Origin of the sequence: Rhodococcus sp. 05-2255-1e (assembly GCF_002259025.1) — a bacterium.
Classification (GTDB): Bacteria; Actinomycetota; Actinomycetes; order Mycobacteriales; family Mycobacteriaceae; genus Rhodococcoides; species Rhodococcoides fascians.
Genome location: NZ_NOZE01000005.1, coordinates 157,704 through 175,765, shown reverse-complemented (window position 1 = coordinate 175,765; position 18,062 = coordinate 157,704). Strand labels below are relative to the sequence as shown.

At 64.8% G+C, this 18,062-nt stretch carries 19 protein-coding genes and 1 pseudogene; 12 read left to right on the top strand and 8 right to left on the bottom strand.

All coding sequences use genetic code 11. The features are described 5' to 3' along the window. Positions 1-44 precede the first annotated feature (44 nt). Positions 45-1,109 carry a BtrH N-terminal domain-containing protein gene (locus CH262_RS02350; RefSeq protein ID WP_032382558.1) on the top strand — a complete coding sequence of 355 codons (1,065 nt, stop codon included), beginning with the start codon at positions 45-47 and terminating at the stop codon, positions 1,107-1,109. Between the two features lie 55 nt (positions 1,110-1,164). On the opposite strand, the pseudogene CH262_RS28015 reads toward CH262_RS02350, so the two are convergent. Then, positions 1,165-1,284 (bottom strand): annotated as a pseudogene (locus tag CH262_RS28015) (transposase); the annotation flags it as partial. Positions 1,285-1,526: 242 nt separating this feature from the next. Here CH262_RS28015 and CH262_RS02340 point away from each other — a divergent pair. Beyond that, complete coding sequence (locus CH262_RS02340; protein ID WP_032364186.1) at positions 1,527-2,081, top strand: PaaI family thioesterase; 555 nt, start codon at positions 1,527-1,529, stop codon at positions 2,079-2,081. Between the two features lie 16 nt (positions 2,082-2,097). On the opposite strand, the gene CH262_RS02335 is transcribed toward CH262_RS02340, so the two are convergent. Then, positions 2,098-3,573 carry an MFS transporter gene (locus CH262_RS02335; protein ID WP_371128951.1) on the bottom strand — a complete coding sequence of 492 codons (1,476 nt, stop codon included), beginning with the start codon at positions 3,571-3,573 and terminating at the stop codon, positions 2,098-2,100. 203 nt (positions 3,574-3,776) lie between these two features. Between CH262_RS02335 and CH262_RS02330 the strand changes: the two genes are divergently transcribed. From CH262_RS02330 to CH262_RS02280, 10 genes are all read left to right on the top strand, one after another. Beyond that, positions 3,777-4,481: a TetR/AcrR family transcriptional regulator gene (locus CH262_RS02330; RefSeq protein WP_032364248.1), complete on the top strand. Its 705-nt coding sequence runs from the start codon at positions 3,777-3,779 to the stop codon at positions 4,479-4,481. A 337-nt stretch (positions 4,482-4,818) separates the two neighbouring features. Beyond that, the gene (locus tag CH262_RS02325; protein WP_027494245.1) at positions 4,819-5,304 is read left to right on the top strand and encodes a fluoride efflux transporter FluC; all 486 of its coding nucleotides are present in this window, start codon (positions 4,819-4,821) and stop codon (positions 5,302-5,304) included. Continuing rightward, positions 5,301-5,666 (top strand): fluoride efflux transporter CrcB, encoded by a 366-nt coding sequence (gene crcB / locus CH262_RS02320; RefSeq protein WP_027494244.1) that lies wholly within the window; start codon positions 5,301-5,303, stop codon positions 5,664-5,666. The genes CH262_RS02325 and crcB overlap by 4 nt, the downstream gene beginning before the upstream one ends. 26 nt (positions 5,667-5,692) lie before the next feature. Further along, on the top strand, positions 5,693-6,253 hold the full coding sequence (locus CH262_RS02315; protein WP_027494243.1) for a universal stress protein: 561 nt from the start codon (positions 5,693-5,695) through the stop codon (positions 6,251-6,253). Between the two features lie 367 nt (positions 6,254-6,620). Next, positions 6,621-7,499: a phosphatase PAP2 family protein gene (locus CH262_RS02305; RefSeq protein ID WP_051364869.1), complete on the top strand. Its 879-nt coding sequence runs from the start codon at positions 6,621-6,623 to the stop codon at positions 7,497-7,499. A 312-nt stretch (positions 7,500-7,811) separates the two neighbouring features. Beyond that, a complete protein-coding gene (locus CH262_RS02300) occupies positions 7,812-8,243 on the top strand; it encodes a MerR family transcriptional regulator (RefSeq protein WP_027494242.1) in 432 nt (143 codons plus the stop codon). Next, positions 8,240-9,274, top strand: a complete 1,035-nt coding sequence (locus CH262_RS02295; RefSeq protein ID WP_051364866.1) for an arsenic resistance protein — start codon at positions 8,240-8,242, stop codon at positions 9,272-9,274. Before CH262_RS02300 ends, CH262_RS02295 begins: the two co-directional genes overlap by 4 nt. Before the next feature lie 170 nt (positions 9,275-9,444). Then, entirely contained in the window at positions 9,445-10,350 is a 906-nt protein-coding gene (locus CH262_RS02290) for a LysR family transcriptional regulator (RefSeq protein WP_230074817.1), read from the top strand. A gap of 69 nt (positions 10,351-10,419) precedes the next feature. Then, positions 10,420-11,592 carry a TDT family transporter gene (locus tag CH262_RS02285; protein ID WP_080729195.1) on the top strand — a complete coding sequence of 391 codons (1,173 nt, stop codon included), beginning with the start codon at positions 10,420-10,422 and terminating at the stop codon, positions 11,590-11,592. 95 nt (positions 11,593-11,687) lie between these two features. After that, positions 11,688-12,035, top strand: a complete 348-nt coding sequence (locus CH262_RS02280; RefSeq protein ID WP_051364864.1) for a hypothetical protein — start codon at positions 11,688-11,690, stop codon at positions 12,033-12,035. A 31-nt stretch (positions 12,036-12,066) separates the two neighbouring features. Here CH262_RS02280 and CH262_RS02275 read toward each other — a convergent pair whose 3' ends face one another. From CH262_RS02275 to CH262_RS02250, 6 genes are all read right to left on the bottom strand, one after another. Next, on the bottom strand, positions 12,067-12,702 hold the full coding sequence (locus tag CH262_RS02275; protein ID WP_051364861.1) for a uracil-DNA glycosylase: 636 nt from the start codon (positions 12,700-12,702) through the stop codon (positions 12,067-12,069). A 504-nt stretch (positions 12,703-13,206) separates the two neighbouring features. After that, entirely contained in the window at positions 13,207-13,884 is a 678-nt protein-coding gene (locus CH262_RS02270; protein WP_027494239.1) for a zf-HC2 domain-containing protein, read from the bottom strand. Then, on the bottom strand, positions 13,881-14,432 hold the full coding sequence (locus CH262_RS02265; RefSeq protein WP_027494238.1) for a sigma-70 family RNA polymerase sigma factor: 552 nt from the start codon (positions 14,430-14,432) through the stop codon (positions 13,881-13,883). Before CH262_RS02265 ends, CH262_RS02270 begins: the two co-directional genes overlap by 4 nt. Continuing rightward, on the bottom strand, positions 14,433-15,419 hold the full coding sequence (locus tag CH262_RS02260) for a DUF302 domain-containing protein (RefSeq protein ID WP_080729192.1): 987 nt from the start codon (positions 15,417-15,419) through the stop codon (positions 14,433-14,435). Positions 15,420-15,678: 259 nt separating this feature from the next. After that, positions 15,679-16,662 (bottom strand): recombinase, encoded by a 984-nt coding sequence (locus CH262_RS02255; RefSeq protein ID WP_230074816.1) that lies wholly within the window; start codon positions 16,660-16,662, stop codon positions 15,679-15,681. A gap of 107 nt (positions 16,663-16,769) precedes the next feature. After that, complete coding sequence (locus CH262_RS02250; RefSeq protein WP_027494235.1) at positions 16,770-17,942, bottom strand: site-specific integrase; 1,173 nt, start codon at positions 17,940-17,942, stop codon at positions 16,770-16,772. Positions 17,943-18,062 lie beyond the last annotated feature (120 nt).

Below are 18,062 nucleotides of genomic sequence, written 5' to 3'. Positions count from 1 at the left end.
ATGCCGACACGCGCGCTCGACCAACCACCCGAAAGGCAGCCACAGTGACCCCCACGACTCTGATCGAGAACTATCCCCACCGGATGGGAGGGCACTGCGGGTCAGGTGCAATGCGAGACCTTCTCCAGTGGCACGGTCTGGGATGGGACGGACCACCCGACGAGGGGTTGGTGTTCGCACTGGGTGGTGATCTCGGTTTGTCCTACCTGCGATCGGACGACCTGGTCCCACCGATGTACCTGGTCGGCCGCGGTGCCGACTTCGAGATCGACTTACCGCGCAGGCTCGGCGGACAAGTCGAGGTTCTCACGACCGACGATCCCGGTGAGGGATGGTCATGGGTTCGCGACGACATCGATGCGGGAAGACCCAGTCTGGTCTGGGCCGATATCGCTGAGCTGCCCTACTTACGGGTGAAACTGCAGATGAGTCGCCACGACATCGTGGTGATCGGCTACGACGAGATCGGGGGGACTGCCTCGGTCGTCGACAACGATCGGGCCGACGTGCAGAAGATCCCGCTCGACGCGCTGGCTCGGGCGCGATCTTCCACCTCGTTCCCGCAACCGACACGTCACTGCACGTACCGAATCACGTGGCCGCAGACACTGCCGCCCGTGTCGACTGCCGCGGCCGCGGCCTTCGCCCGATCCGCCGCCAGCATGCACGCCCCATCGACACCGGGAATAGCCGACCACATACCAGCAGCCGGTGCCGACGGTTTGGCCGCGGTCGACCAGCTGGCAACCGACGTCAAGAGCTGGGTCGACCTTCCGCCCGATGACCTCGAGACGCTGCTGTTCAGTCTCGGTATCTTCATCGAAAAGGCCGGAACCGGAGGCGGGCTCTTTCGTCGGCTTCTCGCCGACGGCTGTACCGAGATTGCACGTCTGACCGGTGATCCCGCTACCGCAGACCTCGCGGTGGCCGCCGATCACTGCGCCCAGGCCTGGACCGAAACTGCCCGCGCCGGAACACAACGCGGTCTCGATGTACGAACACGCGCAGCTGCGGTGGCCGTGTCGGCTGCCAGACTGTCGGAACTCGAGCTGATCCTGGTGGAGTCCCTGGAGTCTGCTTCACGCTCGCTGTCCGCCATCACGAGATGATGCCCACCGTCGTTCGATGGCGCGCGGTACACGGGGCGCATCGCACTGTGCTGCAGCTGTCGTCGCCGACACCGTACGCCCTGGCGACCTCACTGATCGGCTTGGAAGAGTCGATGACCTCTCGGCACAGTTCGTCTTTGAACTCGGTGCTGAAAGATCGACGCGATCTGCTCATGCTTGTAGATCCCTATTCCAAGCGGGTCTAGTGTCCGAATCCCTGGGCCGATCAGATCACGACGCCAGCCACTGGGCTGCGGGGTGGATGACCCTCATCTGCAACCTCGCCGACGTTTTCAACGCGCGGTTCACTTCTGACATAGTGCAGTTTATCTATCGAAACTAACAGCGGTGCAGGCCGAGCGCACGATGACGCGACAGACTCGGCACAATTTTTTTTCACGACAGAGAGGTCCGACCATGAAAAGAGTTCCGGACGAGGTCAGCGGGTCGGCCGGCCCGGCTGTCGAGAACTGGGCGCGCTCGTTCTGGAGCACGAGTTTCGACTCGCCTGATCTACCGCCCCACCACCCCGACTGTCTTGGTTGTGGGCCGCAGAACCCGCACGGCCACGCCCTGTCGGTCCAGCGTGACGAGAACGGCGTGGTGGCTCACCATGTGTTCGATCAACGTCATGTCGGGGCACCCGGGATAGCACACGGAGGCGCGGTGGCGACCGTTCTCGACGATCTGTTCGGCTTCCTGCTCTACACAGTGGGTGAGCTCGCCGTGACGCGGCGTCTCGAGCTCGACTACCTGGCGCCGGTTCTGCTCGGCACTCCATACGTATTGCGTGCTGCCGTTCGGTCTCGTGATGGGCGCAAACTGGATCTCACGGCCACGATGGACGATGCGCAGGGCCGCTCGGTAGCCACCGCTACTGCCCTGTTCGTGGTGGTCGAGGTCGAACACTTCATGCAGTCCCAAGCCCGAGCCCAACTCCGGGCCACGGACACGAATCACACCGAAGAATAGACACCCTGGCCGACCTTCACCGACGTCCATCACCCGCGGTGGCTGTCGTACGGCTGCGTCTACCTGGCGCAAAGACGGCGAGGACGAGTGCCCCAGCGGCGGTCAGCGCCGCCAACGACAGTGTCGCCTGACCACTTCCGTGTACGAATGCGGCTCTGGCGAACTCGGCCAGCGGCTGACCAGCTGGTCCTGCGCGGTCGGCGACCTGTAACGCGGCGGCCAGAGAATCGGCCACCGGACCACGGGCAGGCTCGGGTAGCTGGGGCAGAGCCGGCTGAATGTGCTGAACGTAACCGGCCGCGAGCACGCTACCGGCTACCGCAATCCCAATCGCGGCACCGATTTCGCGAGCTGCGTCGTTGACCGCGGCAGCCACCCCGTGCTTGGCCTCAGGAGTGTCCGAGACGATGGCGAAAGTCGCAGGGGCGGTACACAACCCCAAACCCGCACTCATGATGAGCAAGGGCCACAGCAGGTCAGGGTAAGTCGCCGCGACGGTCAGTCTGCTCACCATCACCAGTCCCGCCGCGATGGTGAGCAGACCTACAGTGGTCATCACCCGCAGCCCAACAATGTTCGACAGCCAGGGTGCAATCACCGAGATCACGATGAGCGGCACGACCATAGGGGTCAACGCCAACGCGGCGGTGAGCGGTCCATAACCGAGAATCAACTGCAGATACTGCACCAACAGCAAGAACACCCCGAAGGTCACCAGAAATTGGATACAGACAGACAGCGCGCCGGCACCGAAACCACGGCGGGCGAACAACCGGACGTCGAGTAGGGGTGCCGAGGAACGTAGTTCTACGACGACGAACACCGCAACCGCAAACAAGCCCACCGCAGTGCTGATGGCGACGAGCGAATCCGACCAGCCACGGGCCGGAACCTCGATCACAGCGAAGACGATCGCCCCGACCGCGACAACTACGGTCACCGCGCCCACCCAATCGACCGGTGGATGCTCCTGCTGGCGGGACTCCGCGATACTGCATGCCAACCCGGCCAGAACCGCTCCGGCGACGGTCAACCCGACGAACACCGAGGTCCACGACCACTGCTCGAGCAGCACACCAGCCCCGAGGATGCCCAGGACCGCCCCGGATCCAGCAACCCCGGCCCACACACCTACAGCGCGGCCGCGATGCGCCGGTGGAAATCCCGCGGTCAGTATCGACAGCGTCGAGGGCATGACCAGCGCCGCACCCGCCCCAGCCAACGCGCGAGCAGCGATCAGCCACGCCGGGTCGGCGAGAAACAAGGGCAATGCCGACGCGAAAGCGAACAACGCCAACCCCGCCACGAGCACCCCCCGGCGACCGTACCGGTCACCGATCGCACCGGCAGGCAGAACGAAGCACGCCAAAACCAACGTATAACCGTCGACTATCCAGGTCAGTTGGGCTTGCGTCGCCCCTGTCGCGACCGCGATCTGGGGCAACGCTGAATACAATGCTGCCATTGCGGCCACCACCAACGCGACTGCCATGCACGACACAATCAACATCCACCACTGGGCACCGCTCCATCGAGCGACGCTGGCAGAGTCGGATCTACGTTCGTTCAACGGCCAGCCTCCCAGTTCGAGACTGATCGTCTCGGTTCGAGACTATTAGTATCACAACTCTGCGGGTGTGACAGAATGATCAATCGAGGACATGTCTTGTCAGTCAAATGGAGCGGAGCCCGTTCATGGTCGACCCTCTCGTTGCAACCGAGGGCTCGGCCGACCCCCGGCTGGCGCGCTCACGTAACCGGTTACTCGAAGCGGCCGGTCAGCTGCTGTCCACCGGCGGTGTGGAGGCGGTCACCGTGGAGGCGGTCACCCGCATGTCGAAGGTTGCACGTGCCACTCTGTACCGACATTTCGGAAGTACCACTGACCTGCTCGCTGCAACCTTCGAGCGACTATTACCCCCAGTCGACACCGATATCGATACCGGTCCGCTACGTGAACGTCTGATTTCGTTGCTCACCACCCAAGCCGACCTCATCGACCAAGCTCCGGTGCAGATGACCACGCTGGCCTGGCTGGCAATGGGGCCCGTCAACAGCGGCGACGCCAGCCGGCGCGATCTCGATCCTGGCGCGGTGGTCTCGCTTCGGGCCCGTGTCATAGAGCAATACCGCAGGTCCCTGGATCAGATCCTGACGGCGCCTGACGCTCGCGCTGTGCTCGGCGAGATCGACACCACCTTCGCCCTCATTCAGCTCCTCGGACCGATAGTGTTCGCTCGCCTCACAGGACTGCGCCACATCCACGCCGACGACTGCATCCAAATCGTCGACAACTTTCTCGCCGCCCATGCCGCAAGTGTCCGATCGAGCACTTCGCGCGACAACAGCCGTCCATGGCCGGCCGCGGCGCTAGACCCGCAGCTCACCGACGGCCAGTAAAACTTGATGGGAAATTTCACCATCAATGCGCTATCCAGTCAGGGATCGCAGCGCTCACTGGATAAGGCCGGACGTGTGCTCGAGAACTCGGAGTTGCACTGCAGTGCACTTCTGACATCGTGCAGCCGTCTTCTGAAACTGACAGCTGGCACATAGACACCTCGGCCTGCTGACCGAGAATCTCGAACGTACATCGGATCTGCTTGGGTCGATCCCTGGTCAGGCTATAGTGGTGTCCGGCGATGGATCTCCGCCGAGACCGCCCCGTAGGGGGTTGTCTGAACCGCCCCAACCCTGGGGCTGATGGCTCCTTTCCCTGAGTGGAAGGAGTCTGTCCATGAACGGCCATCACGACCCGAATCCGACCCTACCGGTCGATCCCGACAGTGCGCCCCCAAGCCCGCTGCATGCGCGAGCGTCCGCGATCGCCGCCGTCGGTGTCGGTGGATTGGTCGGGGCCCCGCTCCGATACCAACTCGGACTGTGGTGTTCCTCTGCCGCGAGTGGCTGGCCGGTGACGACCTTCGCTATCAACATCGTCGGGGCGTTCCTGCTCGGAATGCTGCTGGAGGGATTGGCTCGCCTGGGCCCGGACACAGGGTGGCGGCAGCGGGTCCGGCTGTTGGTGGGCACCGGGATGCTCGGTTCGTTCACTACCTACAGCACACTGGCCGTCGATACCGATCTGTTTCTGCGCAGCCATCAGTGGTGGGCCGCCGGCAGCTACGCGGCCGGCACCGTACTGGTGGGTCTGGTCGCCACCACCGCCGGAATCGCGATCGCCGCGCGACTGCGGACACGGCCCGCGGAGGCAACACAATGACGACACTCTGGATCGCCTGCGCGGGCAGTGCAGGGGCGATCGTCCGTTTTGTGCTCGACGGGGCCATCAGGCACCGCCGGGCGTCGGATTTTCCCTGGGCGACAGCGATCATCAACGTGACCGGATCACTGCTCCTCGGATTCGTCACCGGACTGATCCTTTTCCACGGACTACCCCAGGAACTTCAGCTGATCGTGGGCATCGGTTTCTGCGGCGGGTACACCACCTTCAGCACCGCCAGTTTCGAGACGGTGCGGCTGATCCAACGTCAGAAGTACATCGCTGGCGTGTTGAACGCGGTCGGCACCCTGCTGGTGACTGTCGTCGCCGGCGGTGCCGGTCTCGTCCTGGCTTCCGTATGAGGAGAAAACAATATGAGGAGAAAACAATGACCGAGGACGATCCCAGCCACGCCTCCTGCGACGACCTAGGGGACTGGCGCGCTCCGCTACAGGTGGACGGCCCCGCCGCCTCGGTAGAACCGGTGTGCCACCTGGTCGTGGGGTTCGACCGGCACCCAGCAAGCCACGCTGCCTTGACCTACGCGATGGACCTTGCCGGTCGACTGAACGCGTTCCTGCATGTAGCGCACATCGTCGACACCGATGACCTGCCGATCGACCCGGACAGCGACGACTGGGAACAACGCATCGCCGACGCTGTCGAACAAGAGCGCCGCGAGGCATGCGCGATGCTGGCCGCCATCCCCGGGAACTGGGCGTTCTACTCGAGGCGGGGCAACCCGGCTCGACTGTTGACCACGATCGCCGACGCCAACGACGCCCTGATGATCATCATCGGTACCACCCGCGGCGGGATGATGTCACTGGTGGAGAGGGCCGTCGGCGAATCGGTGTCCGCGACACTCGCCCGCCACGCCCACCGCCCGGTCCTCCTCGTCCCCGCTACCGATAGGCAGCATAGTGACGCAGCCCAAACACGCCGGTGACCCATCCGCCGCACCGGGTTCCCGCCGCGCGCTTCCAGAAAGAAATCCACCGAACCGCCACGACCATCGATGGGGGGCGTGTCGGTTCGTTGTCGCGTTCGGGACGGTCAGCATGCTCGCGGACTTCGTCTACGAAGGTGCCCGCTCGATCACCGGCCCCCTCGCCTCGCGGGGGGCTACCGCCTTCGTCGTCGGGGTGTGGTCACCGCATCCGACGAGGTCGCAGCGCTGATGGTGCGCTCGGTCTCCGGCCCGGTGGCATACACCAAGCCGCCGCTTCTGGGCGTCGACGTTTCCGGTTACGCCCACCCCGTCATCGCCGTGCACTTCCTCTGGATCGCCGGCGCACTGGCGCGTCTGCGTTCTCGTGATCGACGAACGGAGCGGCAAAGCCATCCGTTCCCCAGCCGAAAACCGATCTGCTCTACGACATTCGATTCCCGCGTCGCTCACCGTCGTTCCCGCAATCCAGGTCATCGCAGTGGCCGCCCTACTCGCCACCGGTCGTCGCCGCACCTGGCACCCCACCGTCCATCCCACGCAACCCAACCAAGGAAAGTCACCTATGTTTCCTGCTCGTCCGTGGATTCGGCCGTTTGCCGCCGCTCTGCTCGCATTTGCCGCACTGCTCGCCGCCGGCACTCTCGCCTCCACCACTGCTGTGACAGAGGCGGGTCTGCGGTTCCACGACCGTATCGCCCTTCATCGCGCCGGCTGGGCCACTGCCCTCGCCGAATTTGTCACGGACTGCGCACAACCGGTCGTCGGAATCGTGGTGGCGATCGGTATCGCCGCATGGCTCACGTGGAGAGGCCGACGGGTCGACGCGGCATGGGCCCTGGCAGTGATGGCATCTACCCTCGTCGTGTCGACAATCGCGAAATACAGCATCCGCGAACCCCGTCCCCCGCAACGGTTCTGGCTGATTCCTCCCGACACCGTGTGGTCGTTCCCGTCTGGACATACAGCGGTGGCTGCGGCCATGATCGGGCTTGTGGTCCTGCTCACCGCTCGGGCGCACGTAATTGTCCGGCGGTTGGCCCGCACGACATCAGTGCTGTTCGCGCTCGCCGTCGCTGCCTCCCGGCTGTACCTCGGCGTACATTTCCCGCTCGACGTCGCCGCGAGCATTCTTGCCGCCAGCACTGCGCTCCTCGCACTGTGGACCATGTGGTCGATCCCTCCGGTCCGACACTGGGTCAATGTCCGGCTCGGACCGACCCCTCAGGCAGCCTCACCCGACTGATCGCGGACCCACTCCGACTCCGAGCACTACGTGACGGGAAGGTGAATACAAGTCCGCCGTCGACCGTCCGCGGCTGGTAGCGCAGGTGAGGATCGTTGCCCACAACTCGATACCCTCAGGTTGGTCAGCCGTTGAGAGCGTGCACGCCGACGGGGCCTTCATCTCGCTGAGAGGCGTCAGGTCTAGACGGATGAGCGCCCGGACGTCCGGGCGCGGTCTCGCTGGGAACATGGCCCGACGTTAGCCCCAGCACCTGCGTGGAAGGTCAAGGATTTGACCTTCCACCCGACTCGAAGGTTTATCCTCGTGCGCATGTCCGCTCTGCGCATTTCACAGCTGTCATCGGCGACCGGCGTCCCGGCGACCACGCTACGGTTCTACGAAAGCGAGGGCCTGCTCCCGGCGGACCGTTCGGCGAACGGTTACCGCGTTTACGACGACCGCGCTCGGCAACGCTTGGCGTTCATCACCGCCGCCAAGAGCCTGAACCTGTCGCTGCCGGAGATCAAACTTCTCCTTCGTGTCTGGGAGAAAGACTCCTGCGCAGCAGTCAAAGCCGAACTCGGCCCCGCCATCGAGTCCCACATCGCGCACGCCAACGAATCGATCGCTCAATTGACCGCTCTGCGTGAGAGTTTGACCGACGCGCTGGCCCGGCTCGGGGACACACCCGACGCGCCGACGCCATGCAATCCGGACTGCACCTGGCTGATCTCAGCGAACACCGCGGTGGGCACCGCATGAACATATCGAGCACCACCTCGGTGGTGGCGTGGCTGGAGAAGTTCCAGATCCCGCTCTACCTGCTGGCCCTGCTCATCGGTGGCGGTGTCGGTTTGGGTGCGCCGTCGTCGGCGCATGCGTTCGAGATTGCTATCAATCCGGTACTGATCGTGTTGCTCTACGCTACGTTCCTCGCGGTTCCGTTCTCCGCCATCGGCGCATCGCTGCGCGACGGCACATTCTTGCTCAGCGTCGTAGTACTGAATTTCGTGCTCGTTCCAATCGTCGTATTCGCTCTGACCCGGTTCGTTGCTGCTGATCAGGCGGTACTCGTCGGTGTGCTGTTGGTGTTGTTGGCTCCCTGCATCGACTACGTCATCGTCTTCAGTGGGTTGGCCGGTGCAGCGTCGGAACGGCTCCTCGCGAGCGCGCCGCTGTTGATGTTGTTGCAGATCGCGTTCCTGCCGCTCTACCTGTGGTTGTTCGTCGGGTCCGAGCTGGTGGAGATCATCGACATTGCACCGTTCGTCGAAGCGTTCGTGCTGTTGATCGTTGTTCCTCTGGTGTTGGCGGCCCTGACGCAAGCACTTGCGCGTCGTCGGCGTATCGGCACCCAGATCATGGATGTGATGGCCGCGGCGATGGTGCCGGTCATGATGGCCACTCTTGCCGTCGTCGTGGCATCGCAGATCGACGCAGTCCGCTCCGAAGGCTCCCAGCTGTTTGCCGCGGTGCCGATCTTCGTCGCGTTCCTGGTCATCATGGCGGTTGTCGGATGGGCGACGGCCAGAGTGACCCGCCTGGACGTCCCGGACGCTCGGGCCTTGATCTTCTCCGGTGCCACCCGAAATTCGTTGGTCGTTCTGCCGCTGGCGCTCGCGCTGCCACCAGCACTGTCTCTTGCTGCCGTGGTCGTGGTGACGCAGACACTGGTGGAGCTGATCGGAATGGTCGCCTACGTCCGACTCATCCCCTGCCTTGTCCCAGCTCACGCTGCGAGAGCACCGGTGAAGTTCGAAACAACTCGCACGAACCAAGGCAATCCTGGGTGACGAGAACTGGATAAAAGCAGGTGGCGTCAGTGAGGGTGAACGAACCACGGGATCCAGTGCCGCGACCCCGTTCCACTTCCCGCGAGCATTGAGCATCGAATGGGGACTTTTCCGGCAAACGCGCCTGTGGGCTCCGCGCCCGCTACGACTGCAGTCTCTACGCTGGCACCGTGCCCCTGCCGACCCATGTGACCGACCTGATCAGCTACGAATTATTGCTGTCCGTCGCCGAGCTGGGAAGCATCGGACGCGCAGGGGAGGCGCATGACATGTCGCAGCCAGCGGCGAGCGCACGCCTGAAAGCACTCGAAAGCCGCATCGGGGTAGCACTCCTGCATCGCGGGCAGCGAGGTGCCACCCTCACCGCAACCGGCGAACTGGTCGCCGGCTGGGCCGAGCGCGTCATCGCCGAAGCCGCCGAGCTCGCCACGAGCATCGCAATGCTGCGCACCGACCGCCACAGCCACATTCGTATCGCCGCAAGCCTCACCATCGCCGAATACCTCATACCGCGATGGCTCATCACACTGCGCTCCCACGACACTTCCATCACACCGACTCTCACCTCCGGAAACTCTGTCGACGTAGCCGCATCGGTGCTCGACGGCCGCGCCGACATCGGATTCGTCGAAAGCCCCGATCTGCCCAGCGGACTCCACTCGAAGGACGTTGCCCGCGACGAACTCGTCGTCGTCGTCGCCCCCGATCATCAATGGGCTCGACGAACGATCACGGCGAGCGAACTGGCCGCGACACCGCTGGTCACCCGCGAACCCGGGTCCGGCACACGTCTCGCGCTCGAACGTGCGCTCCGGACTGCGGGCCCACTCGCCGCGCCACTGCTCGAGGTGTCCTCCACCACTGCCATCAAAGCTGCCGTCATCGGCGGCCTCGCACCGGCCGTACTCAGCTCCCTCGCGGTATCCGCCGAGATCGCCGCCGGAACGCTGGCCCGCGTTCACACAGAGGGGCTCGACCTGCGCCGGTTCCTGCGTGCCGTGTGGCCCGCGGGCCGTGAACTGCGAGGACCGTCGAGCGACCTGCTCGTCGTCGCCCTCAAATCCCCGCAGTCATAACCTGAGGTTGGGACCGGCCAGGTAATCGGTGTCTACCGGTGACGACTGTGTGCGAGGACGCTGGAAGTCATGACCACGACAGCTCTGCACCGCTCCTCCATCACGTCTCGGCGCGGCGACGATACCGAGCGGCCGCGCAAGTGGCCGGTGCTCTCCGACCTCGACCACCCGAGCCAGATCTTCGAACACATCACCCCCAACTGGTTCGCCTCGGTCATGGGCACCGGTATCGTCGCCAACGCCGCCGCCACCCTGCCCGCCCACATCCCCGGACTGCACGTGTTCGCAACGATCGTGTGGATCGCAGCGTCGGTCGCCTTGATCACACTCTCCGGTGCCTTCGCAGTGCACTGGATCCGACACCGGCAGTATGCGCGTGAGCACGCCGCGCATCCGGTGATGGTGCAGTTCTACGGCGCACCCCCCATGGCGCTGCTGACCGTCGGTGCCGGGACGATGCTGCTGGGCAAAGACGTCATCGGAGCGGCGCCCGCAACCGTGATTTTTGCCGTCCTGTGGACCGCTGGCACAGCCCTCGGGCTGATCACCAGCATTCTCGTGCCCTACCTGATGATCACCGCCCACGATCACCAGACCGCCGTCGCACTCCCGGCGTGGTTGATGCCCGTCGTACCGCCGATGGTGTCCGCCTCCACCGGTGCGCTGCTGCTCCCTCATATCGCGGATGGGCAATGGCGCCTGGCCATGCTGTCCGGTTGCTACGCGATGTTCGGGCTGTCACTGATCATCGGAATGCTGACCATGACGCTCATCTACGGACGGCTCGTCCACGGCGGAATCCCGCCGGTCCAGGCAGCACCGACGGTGTGGATCACCCTCGGCATGATCGGTCAATCGATCACCGCCGCGAACCTGCTCGGCAACGATGCACCCTTGGTGTTCACCGGCGAGACCGCCTCCGTCGCAACCGGCCTGCACGTGTTCGGCATTCTGTACGGACTGACGATGGGCGGCTTCGGCGTCTTGATGTTCACCCTCGCAACCGCCCTCACCATCCATGCCGCCCAGAAGGGACTGACATTCTCACTGACCTGGTGGTCGTTCACCTTCCCCATCGGCACCTGCGTCACCGGTGCCACTGCCCTCGGCGGCGCTCTGGGGTCGGCCGCGGTCGAGGCCCTTGCAATCGGACTGTATGCGGCCTTGCTCGCAGCCTGGGGCACAGTCGCCGCCCACACTCTCCGCGGCAGCGTGCAAGGAAAACTTTTTCAACCCAGCTGAACCGACCGCCGGGTAGTACCCACTCGGAACGCTGATACCGAACGAACAGCGTTGATCCAATCGACCACTGACCCCGGAAAGGACTCACGATCACGATGAACACACCGAATGCAGACACACCGACTTCCGATACCCCGAGACGGGGCAGCCGCGGACGCGTCTGGGCACGAGTCACCGAAAATTATCTGACCTGGCTGTTGCTGATGGCGGGAACAGCTGCTGCGGGGGCCTTTCTCACGGCCCTCGCCGGCGGGTTCGAGGGCTGGACCGTCGTCGCAGCGATCGTGACAGTGGTGCTGTTCGCGGGATGTTGGTTCTCATATCGAGACGGTGCACGCCGGGGTGCCGCCGAACCACACATCATCCAGTACCACCCCGACAGCCCGGACGAGGTGATCGACATCGACACCGACACCGGCGAACGCCAGCCCCACCAGGACTGACCGGTCGGAGGCAGCAGCAGCACGATCCGCCCTACCTCAGCACAGTGCGGGGTTCAGGTGCCTTCTCCAGGTGCGTTGCGACCGACAGTGCTGCGTTGATCAACCGCTGGCGAGCAGCCGCCGGTGCGTGTGCGTTGCGAGCCGAGGGGTGCGGTGCCGCTATCACCGGGAGGAGGCGGGTGGGAGCAGATGCAGTGATGACGCGCATGTAGCCATCGAGAGCCTTCGCACCAAGAACGAAAACCACCTCCAGTTTCGGCAGCAAGGCCATAAGCTCGCCGACATATGGGCCCGCCTCACCGAGAACGGATGCCGTCGGCGATACCGGATGACCGGCGTCATCGAGCACTGCCCACGGCACAATATTCCACTTGACGCACTGCACCCGGTCGATACCCGCGTCGGCGAACACCGATTTCAGCACGGGGTTCGTTCGATCTGGATTGTCGAACGAACACATGTTGGTCCCGCCCGGACGTATCGTTTTCGGCCCCGGAGACTCCAACAGCACCAGACAGCGAGCCGCGTCGCCGCCGTCGTCGGGATCGAACAGTGGAATGGACCGTGCAGTGTCGATCCTCCATCGCAACACCGACGCATTGAGTGAGCGGACCGGGGCATCGTGCGCTCGGGCGTGCTTTCCGGACCACACGTCATCATCTGTCATACGCCGCACTCACTGCTGACCCACGCCACACGTACTGCTGGCCATGGGGAAACGCACCGTGAGCCGTAGACGCCAGCTCTCGGTGGCTCGCCTCGACGACCACTGCTGAGCGTTTGACGACTCCGCTGCCTGAACACACCTATGAGATAACCACGACAGGCCGTGTGGTGCCTATTGCACCCGTCTTCTCATCGACTTCGATTCCAGATCAGGTCGGATACCCCCTAGGGTACTTACATACCCCCCTTGGTATATGCCACAGTGGGTACCGAACCGACCGAAAGTATGCACGACTTTTCTGGAATGAGTCCGGAAAACGAGCGACGGACCGATGCGGTGCGGCGAACGCAGAGCCAGCGCGTTCGGACTCGGATGTCGATCCGGGGTACGTCGTCAGCGTCCCGATCTCACTCGACCGCGGTCCAGCCGTTCGGGCGGCCACGCGACCGACACGCTGTCCGAGGCACCGCATCGAAACCTGCCCGTGTCCGTGACGACTCGGTCTCAGCGAGAGGCCCGCGCGATCGTGTTGCCCGCCGGATCGTCGATCACGATCGAGTGGATGTCCTCGACAGAAAGGGACGTTGCGCCGGTCACCGCTGCTGCTCGGCTCGCGGTGACCGACCATTGAGCTGCTTGTTGTCGAGTCCCGTCGTTGCCGACCACTTGCAGAGTGAGGATGCCTGCGCCGGGGAGTTGTTGAACGTCGACGTCGATCGATGTGCCCCAGGCTTTCGTGGTGAGCTCGAGGTCACCTGTGGCCCCGACGGTGCTCGACAGAACGAGCGGGCGGGCACCCGCATCGTTCACCGTTGTCGAATCGTCGGAGCGGGCGAGGGTACTGAGCGGGACGATCGCCGCAGCGACTCCCAGAACGAGGGTCGCCGACACCGCAGTCCACACTCGCCGCCGCCTCTTCTCGGAGGTCCGTTGATGCCTCATCGCGCTCAGCAGGTGGTCGAGTCGCTGGTCTGCACCGGCCGTCGAGTGCACCGGTGAGAGATCTGCTGGCTGCCTGCGACGTCGAAGCACTCCTGCGACGGGTGCCAGGACGTCGATTTCGGTTCGGCAGGCAAGGCAGTCGTCGAGGTGTCGTCGTACCGCTGCTCGGTCGTCGCGCTCGAGTCCGTCGAGTACGTACGCCCCGAGCAGTGGTCGGATCTCGTCGTGCGCTGAGCTCATGGAATCAATCCCAACTCGTCGAAGATCCGGCGTAGGGCACGCACAGCGTAATAGGAGCGGGACTTGACCGTGCCGACCGCGATATCGAGGTGCGCGGCCACTTCGGAGACGGTTCGACCCTCGTAGTAGATGAGCACGATGACTGCTCGATGCTCCTCGGACAACCGACGCAGCGACTCGTCTATGAGCCACCCGTCGAGGACCCCGCCCAATTCGTCGTCGATGCACTCGGCGGCGAGTGCGATCTGATCGTGGACGAGAGTCGGCCTGCTCGTGCTCGCCCGCCACTGATCGGTGAGTACGTTTCGCGCGATGGTCATGAGATAGGACCGCGTCGATGCTGCCGTCACATCGATGCGGTCGATCCCGCGCCACGCGCGCAACATCGTCTCCTGGACGATGTCCTCACACTGCTCGCGGGTCTGGGTGTAGCGGCTGACGAATCGAGTCACTGCGTGCTGGTGCTCGCGGAAGAGCGCCGACATGGCGACTTCGGACGCATCGACGAGCTGGTGGTTGTGCTGTGAGCCGGATTCGACACCGTCCACCTAACTGCCCGAGCCGGAAGCGGCATCGGTGAAACCGGTCGTGGCGGCGGCGACCATGTCGAGAACAGGATTGGTCGGCGAGATCGAATGCCGAGCGGCGAGTACACGGATATCGGGGTGAGCCACGTGAACGATCCCTTCGGCATCCTGCCACGCCACGTATCGGGCGGGGAGGTCGATCCCCATGGTCTGCTGCGCTCCGACCAGCGCAGTCGAGACCGCAGGATTACCGACGTAGGTGACCATGGTGGGCCTCAGAGGTGTCTCGGCAGCGGCGGACGCGAGATCGACGGTTGCGACTGTGGGCTGATTCTTGGCCGCGAACGCTGCCTCGTATCGGGCAATGGACGCTGCAACCGATGCATCACTGGTCTTCTCGACCAGGTATCCCGGCGCTGCGGACACATCGGTGCCCTCTGCGGCGGCCGCCGAGGATCCCGTCGCATCGGACGCGGTCGATGCCGAGCCGGCCCGGAGTCCGTCGAGGGCGTCGGACGAGACCGGGATGCCTGCGAGCGTCGCGATGTACTCGGCGGAGTTGTATGCCAGAAACACCGTTCCGTTGGCGGCCTGCCAGACCAGGTACTTCTGTGGAAGGTCGATCGCGGCCCGTTGGTCCGCGGCGATCAACGGCGACGCCGCTTTCGGATTCCCCCCGATCACCACGGTGGTCGGGCGGATCGTCTCACCTGCTCCCTGTGCCAACTTCTCGAAATCCACAGTGGCTGCCACAGCTCCCGCCGTCTCCAGCGCGCGCTGTACCCGAGAGACCGTGTCACTCACAGAGTAGTTACTGGCGTACACCACCAGTCCGGGTTCGGACGGTGCCACATCGGGTGTCGCAGCCTTCGCGTCCGCCGACGTGGACACCGGAGTGCTCGACACCGCCACCGAACCGGTGGGTTCGGTGGAACCGCACCCGGCGAGGGCGATCACCGCCGCCGACGCGAGCAGCGACGTTGCCATACGGAACCTTGAAGTGCTCATCACGTGTCCTGTCCTCGTGCCCACGCCAGCGGTGGGCTTCACTGTGGTGTACGCACACCGAGCCTGAGGGGTTCACCCGAACCGAAGTTCCCTCCGGCGATTGCTCCCGGAATGTCGGTGCACCGGAGGGCGACACAGTCGAGTTCACGCAAGCGGAGATCTGATCGATCGGTTCACCCCGGTCTCGTCGAGCGTCTCCACGCCACAGAAGCGGCCTGAACGGGTGCAGGGACCATCTTCGCGGCACGAACGGCCGACCTCACGGCGGCACTTCTGCCTCGACGAATTCGAGAAGCCGCTTCAACAGTGAATCCGCACGCTCTTCGACGTCGTCGAGCGTCGAATCGACGCCACCGAGTAGCTGGTGTGCGTCTCGGCGTGCCCGAGTCCCGTGTTCGTAGTAGCCGGGGTCGAGTAGCGAAGCCGAGGCGGGCTTGGGTACGAGATCTGTGCTCGGCTGCCGTGCCTGCACCGAATGGTGTCGGTGCACAGGTGCTCGTCCGTCCAGGTGCGCTCGAACGATGTCGGCGACCGCATGGGCGGTAAGTGCAGTCGCAGTCAGCGGGGTGTGACCCCACCGGTCGATTGCGGTCGACAGCGGCTGTCGACCGGCCGGATCGACGTACCGGTCGAATCCGCTGAGCCCGGTACCGCCCACGGCATCGAGAGCGTCGGCGAGCATTCGAGTGTTCGGGTACCGCGTGTGATGGCCCAGCACCTCCAACCAGCGCTGGAACACCGTCCGCGGCGAGATACCCGTCTCCATCAGTGCGAGAGGAGTGACGGTGCGAACGCCGCGGCCTGTGTCGATACGAAGGGCATCGATCCTCGGATCGGCGGTGACGTCGCAGGGCCGCAGGGCCGCGATCTGGGTGTACGGCAGACCGGTCGAGGCAAAGACCAGGACGAGGGCGTCTCGCCGCGCGAACAGTTCGGACGGCCAACCGGATTCGGGGAGGCGCGCGATGACGCCGCCGATCACGGCTGCCAGCTCGTGCAGGCGCGCCGTACGCGCCACGTCCAGCGCAGCCCGGACGACCTCCGCACGGCCCGGCTGGGGTAACAGGTGCCGGGAATGGGCGGCGTCGATCACCGCGATCCGGCGGCGCTGGGTCGTGGACGCCGCGGGGTGCGCCGAGAGGAACCGAGCAAGTGAATCCGGGGAGGCCGCCAGTGGTGTTTCGTCATGGGCGGTGCACCAGTCCTCGAACAGTGACCACGTGTGCCGATCCCGCTTCGGCACCGCCACGTTCGTGATATCCGCTGGTCGAATCGAACCGGTGCAGTCGTCGTGGTCAGCATCTACCCCGGTCGCCCTATCGGCGTTCACGGGTGAAGTCACACGCCCGGTCATAGACCGAGTTCGGTGACCGCGTTGCCGACCAGAGGGGCGTGCTCGCGGGCATATGTCTCGACCATTGCGGGTGTGGTGTGCCCGGTCTGGCGCATGATCGCATGTGCATCGGCACCGTTACGGAAGGCTTGGGTGACGAATCCTGCCCGCAGGGAATGGCCGCCGAGCTGCATGACAGTCTCGGGGTCGTACCCGGCGTGAGCTGCGCGGCGGCGGATCGCCGCATGGACCGCTGCCCCGGACAACACAGTGTCGGAGAGGTTGCCGTTCTTGCGGACAGACCGGAACAGCGGCGACCGTTTCTCGGCGGTCGGCAGGGTGCCGCGGCAGAGATGGGAGTCGAATTGTGCTGCGCGAGAAAGCAGTCGAATGACGGCGGCTCTGCCCCCGGTGTCGAACGCGGCGACGATCTGCAGCCATCGCACCCACGCGCAGACCGGGCAGGATTCGTGGCAGTCGGTGAACGGAAGCGCTTTCACCGTTCCGATGCCGGTTCCGTCCTGGTCGGTCTTCGATCTTCGGATCCGTACGTGCGCACCGTCGAGACGGTCGCGGCGCACATCGCGGCATTCCAGCGCTACGAGTTCGCTGCGTCGAAATGCGCCGGTGTATCCCATCAGCAGCAGCGCGGTGTCGCGGCGTTCGAGCACCTCCGACGCCCACCCCGCTGTAGTGCGTCGGGCGTGGTCGACGATCGTGGTGATGTCGGAGGTCAGCAGCGGTGCGCGCGGGTTGCGGGGCCGCTCCCCCGCCGACGCGTAGTCCCGCCGGATACCGGCGAGGGTGGCGCGCACCATCTCGTGCCCGCACGGGTTGTCGTGTCCGGTAGCGCGGTGGCGGTCGGCGATCGCCGCAATCCACTTGCCGAACGTCGCGGCCGCGTACGCCCGCGTCCCGTCGACGGTGAGCGTGTCGGCCGCGGCGACGAGGTAGGCCGCCACTGTCGCGGGATGCGCCGGCAACGCGTGGTGCCCGGCGACGGTGCACCAGGTCTCGAAGCGTCGCCACGCCGAGGTGTAGGCCCGGCGGGTACCGGTCGAGCGGGACGCGGCCATGGAACGCTCGATCCGAGCAGCAACCTCGGGCGGTAGGTCTGGAAACACCGCCGCGGCACCCGGCACGACAGCCGGGATCGTGGTCGGGCCGTCTACGAGCTGGCGATCTGTCATGGCTGGACTGTAGCGGGCCCTCCCGATAGACTTCTCAGGCCGAAAGCACGCTGAGCAGGCGTTTCCGCGGAGACGGTGCGGGAAGGAAAATTCTCGTCGGTCACCGCACACATAACGTTG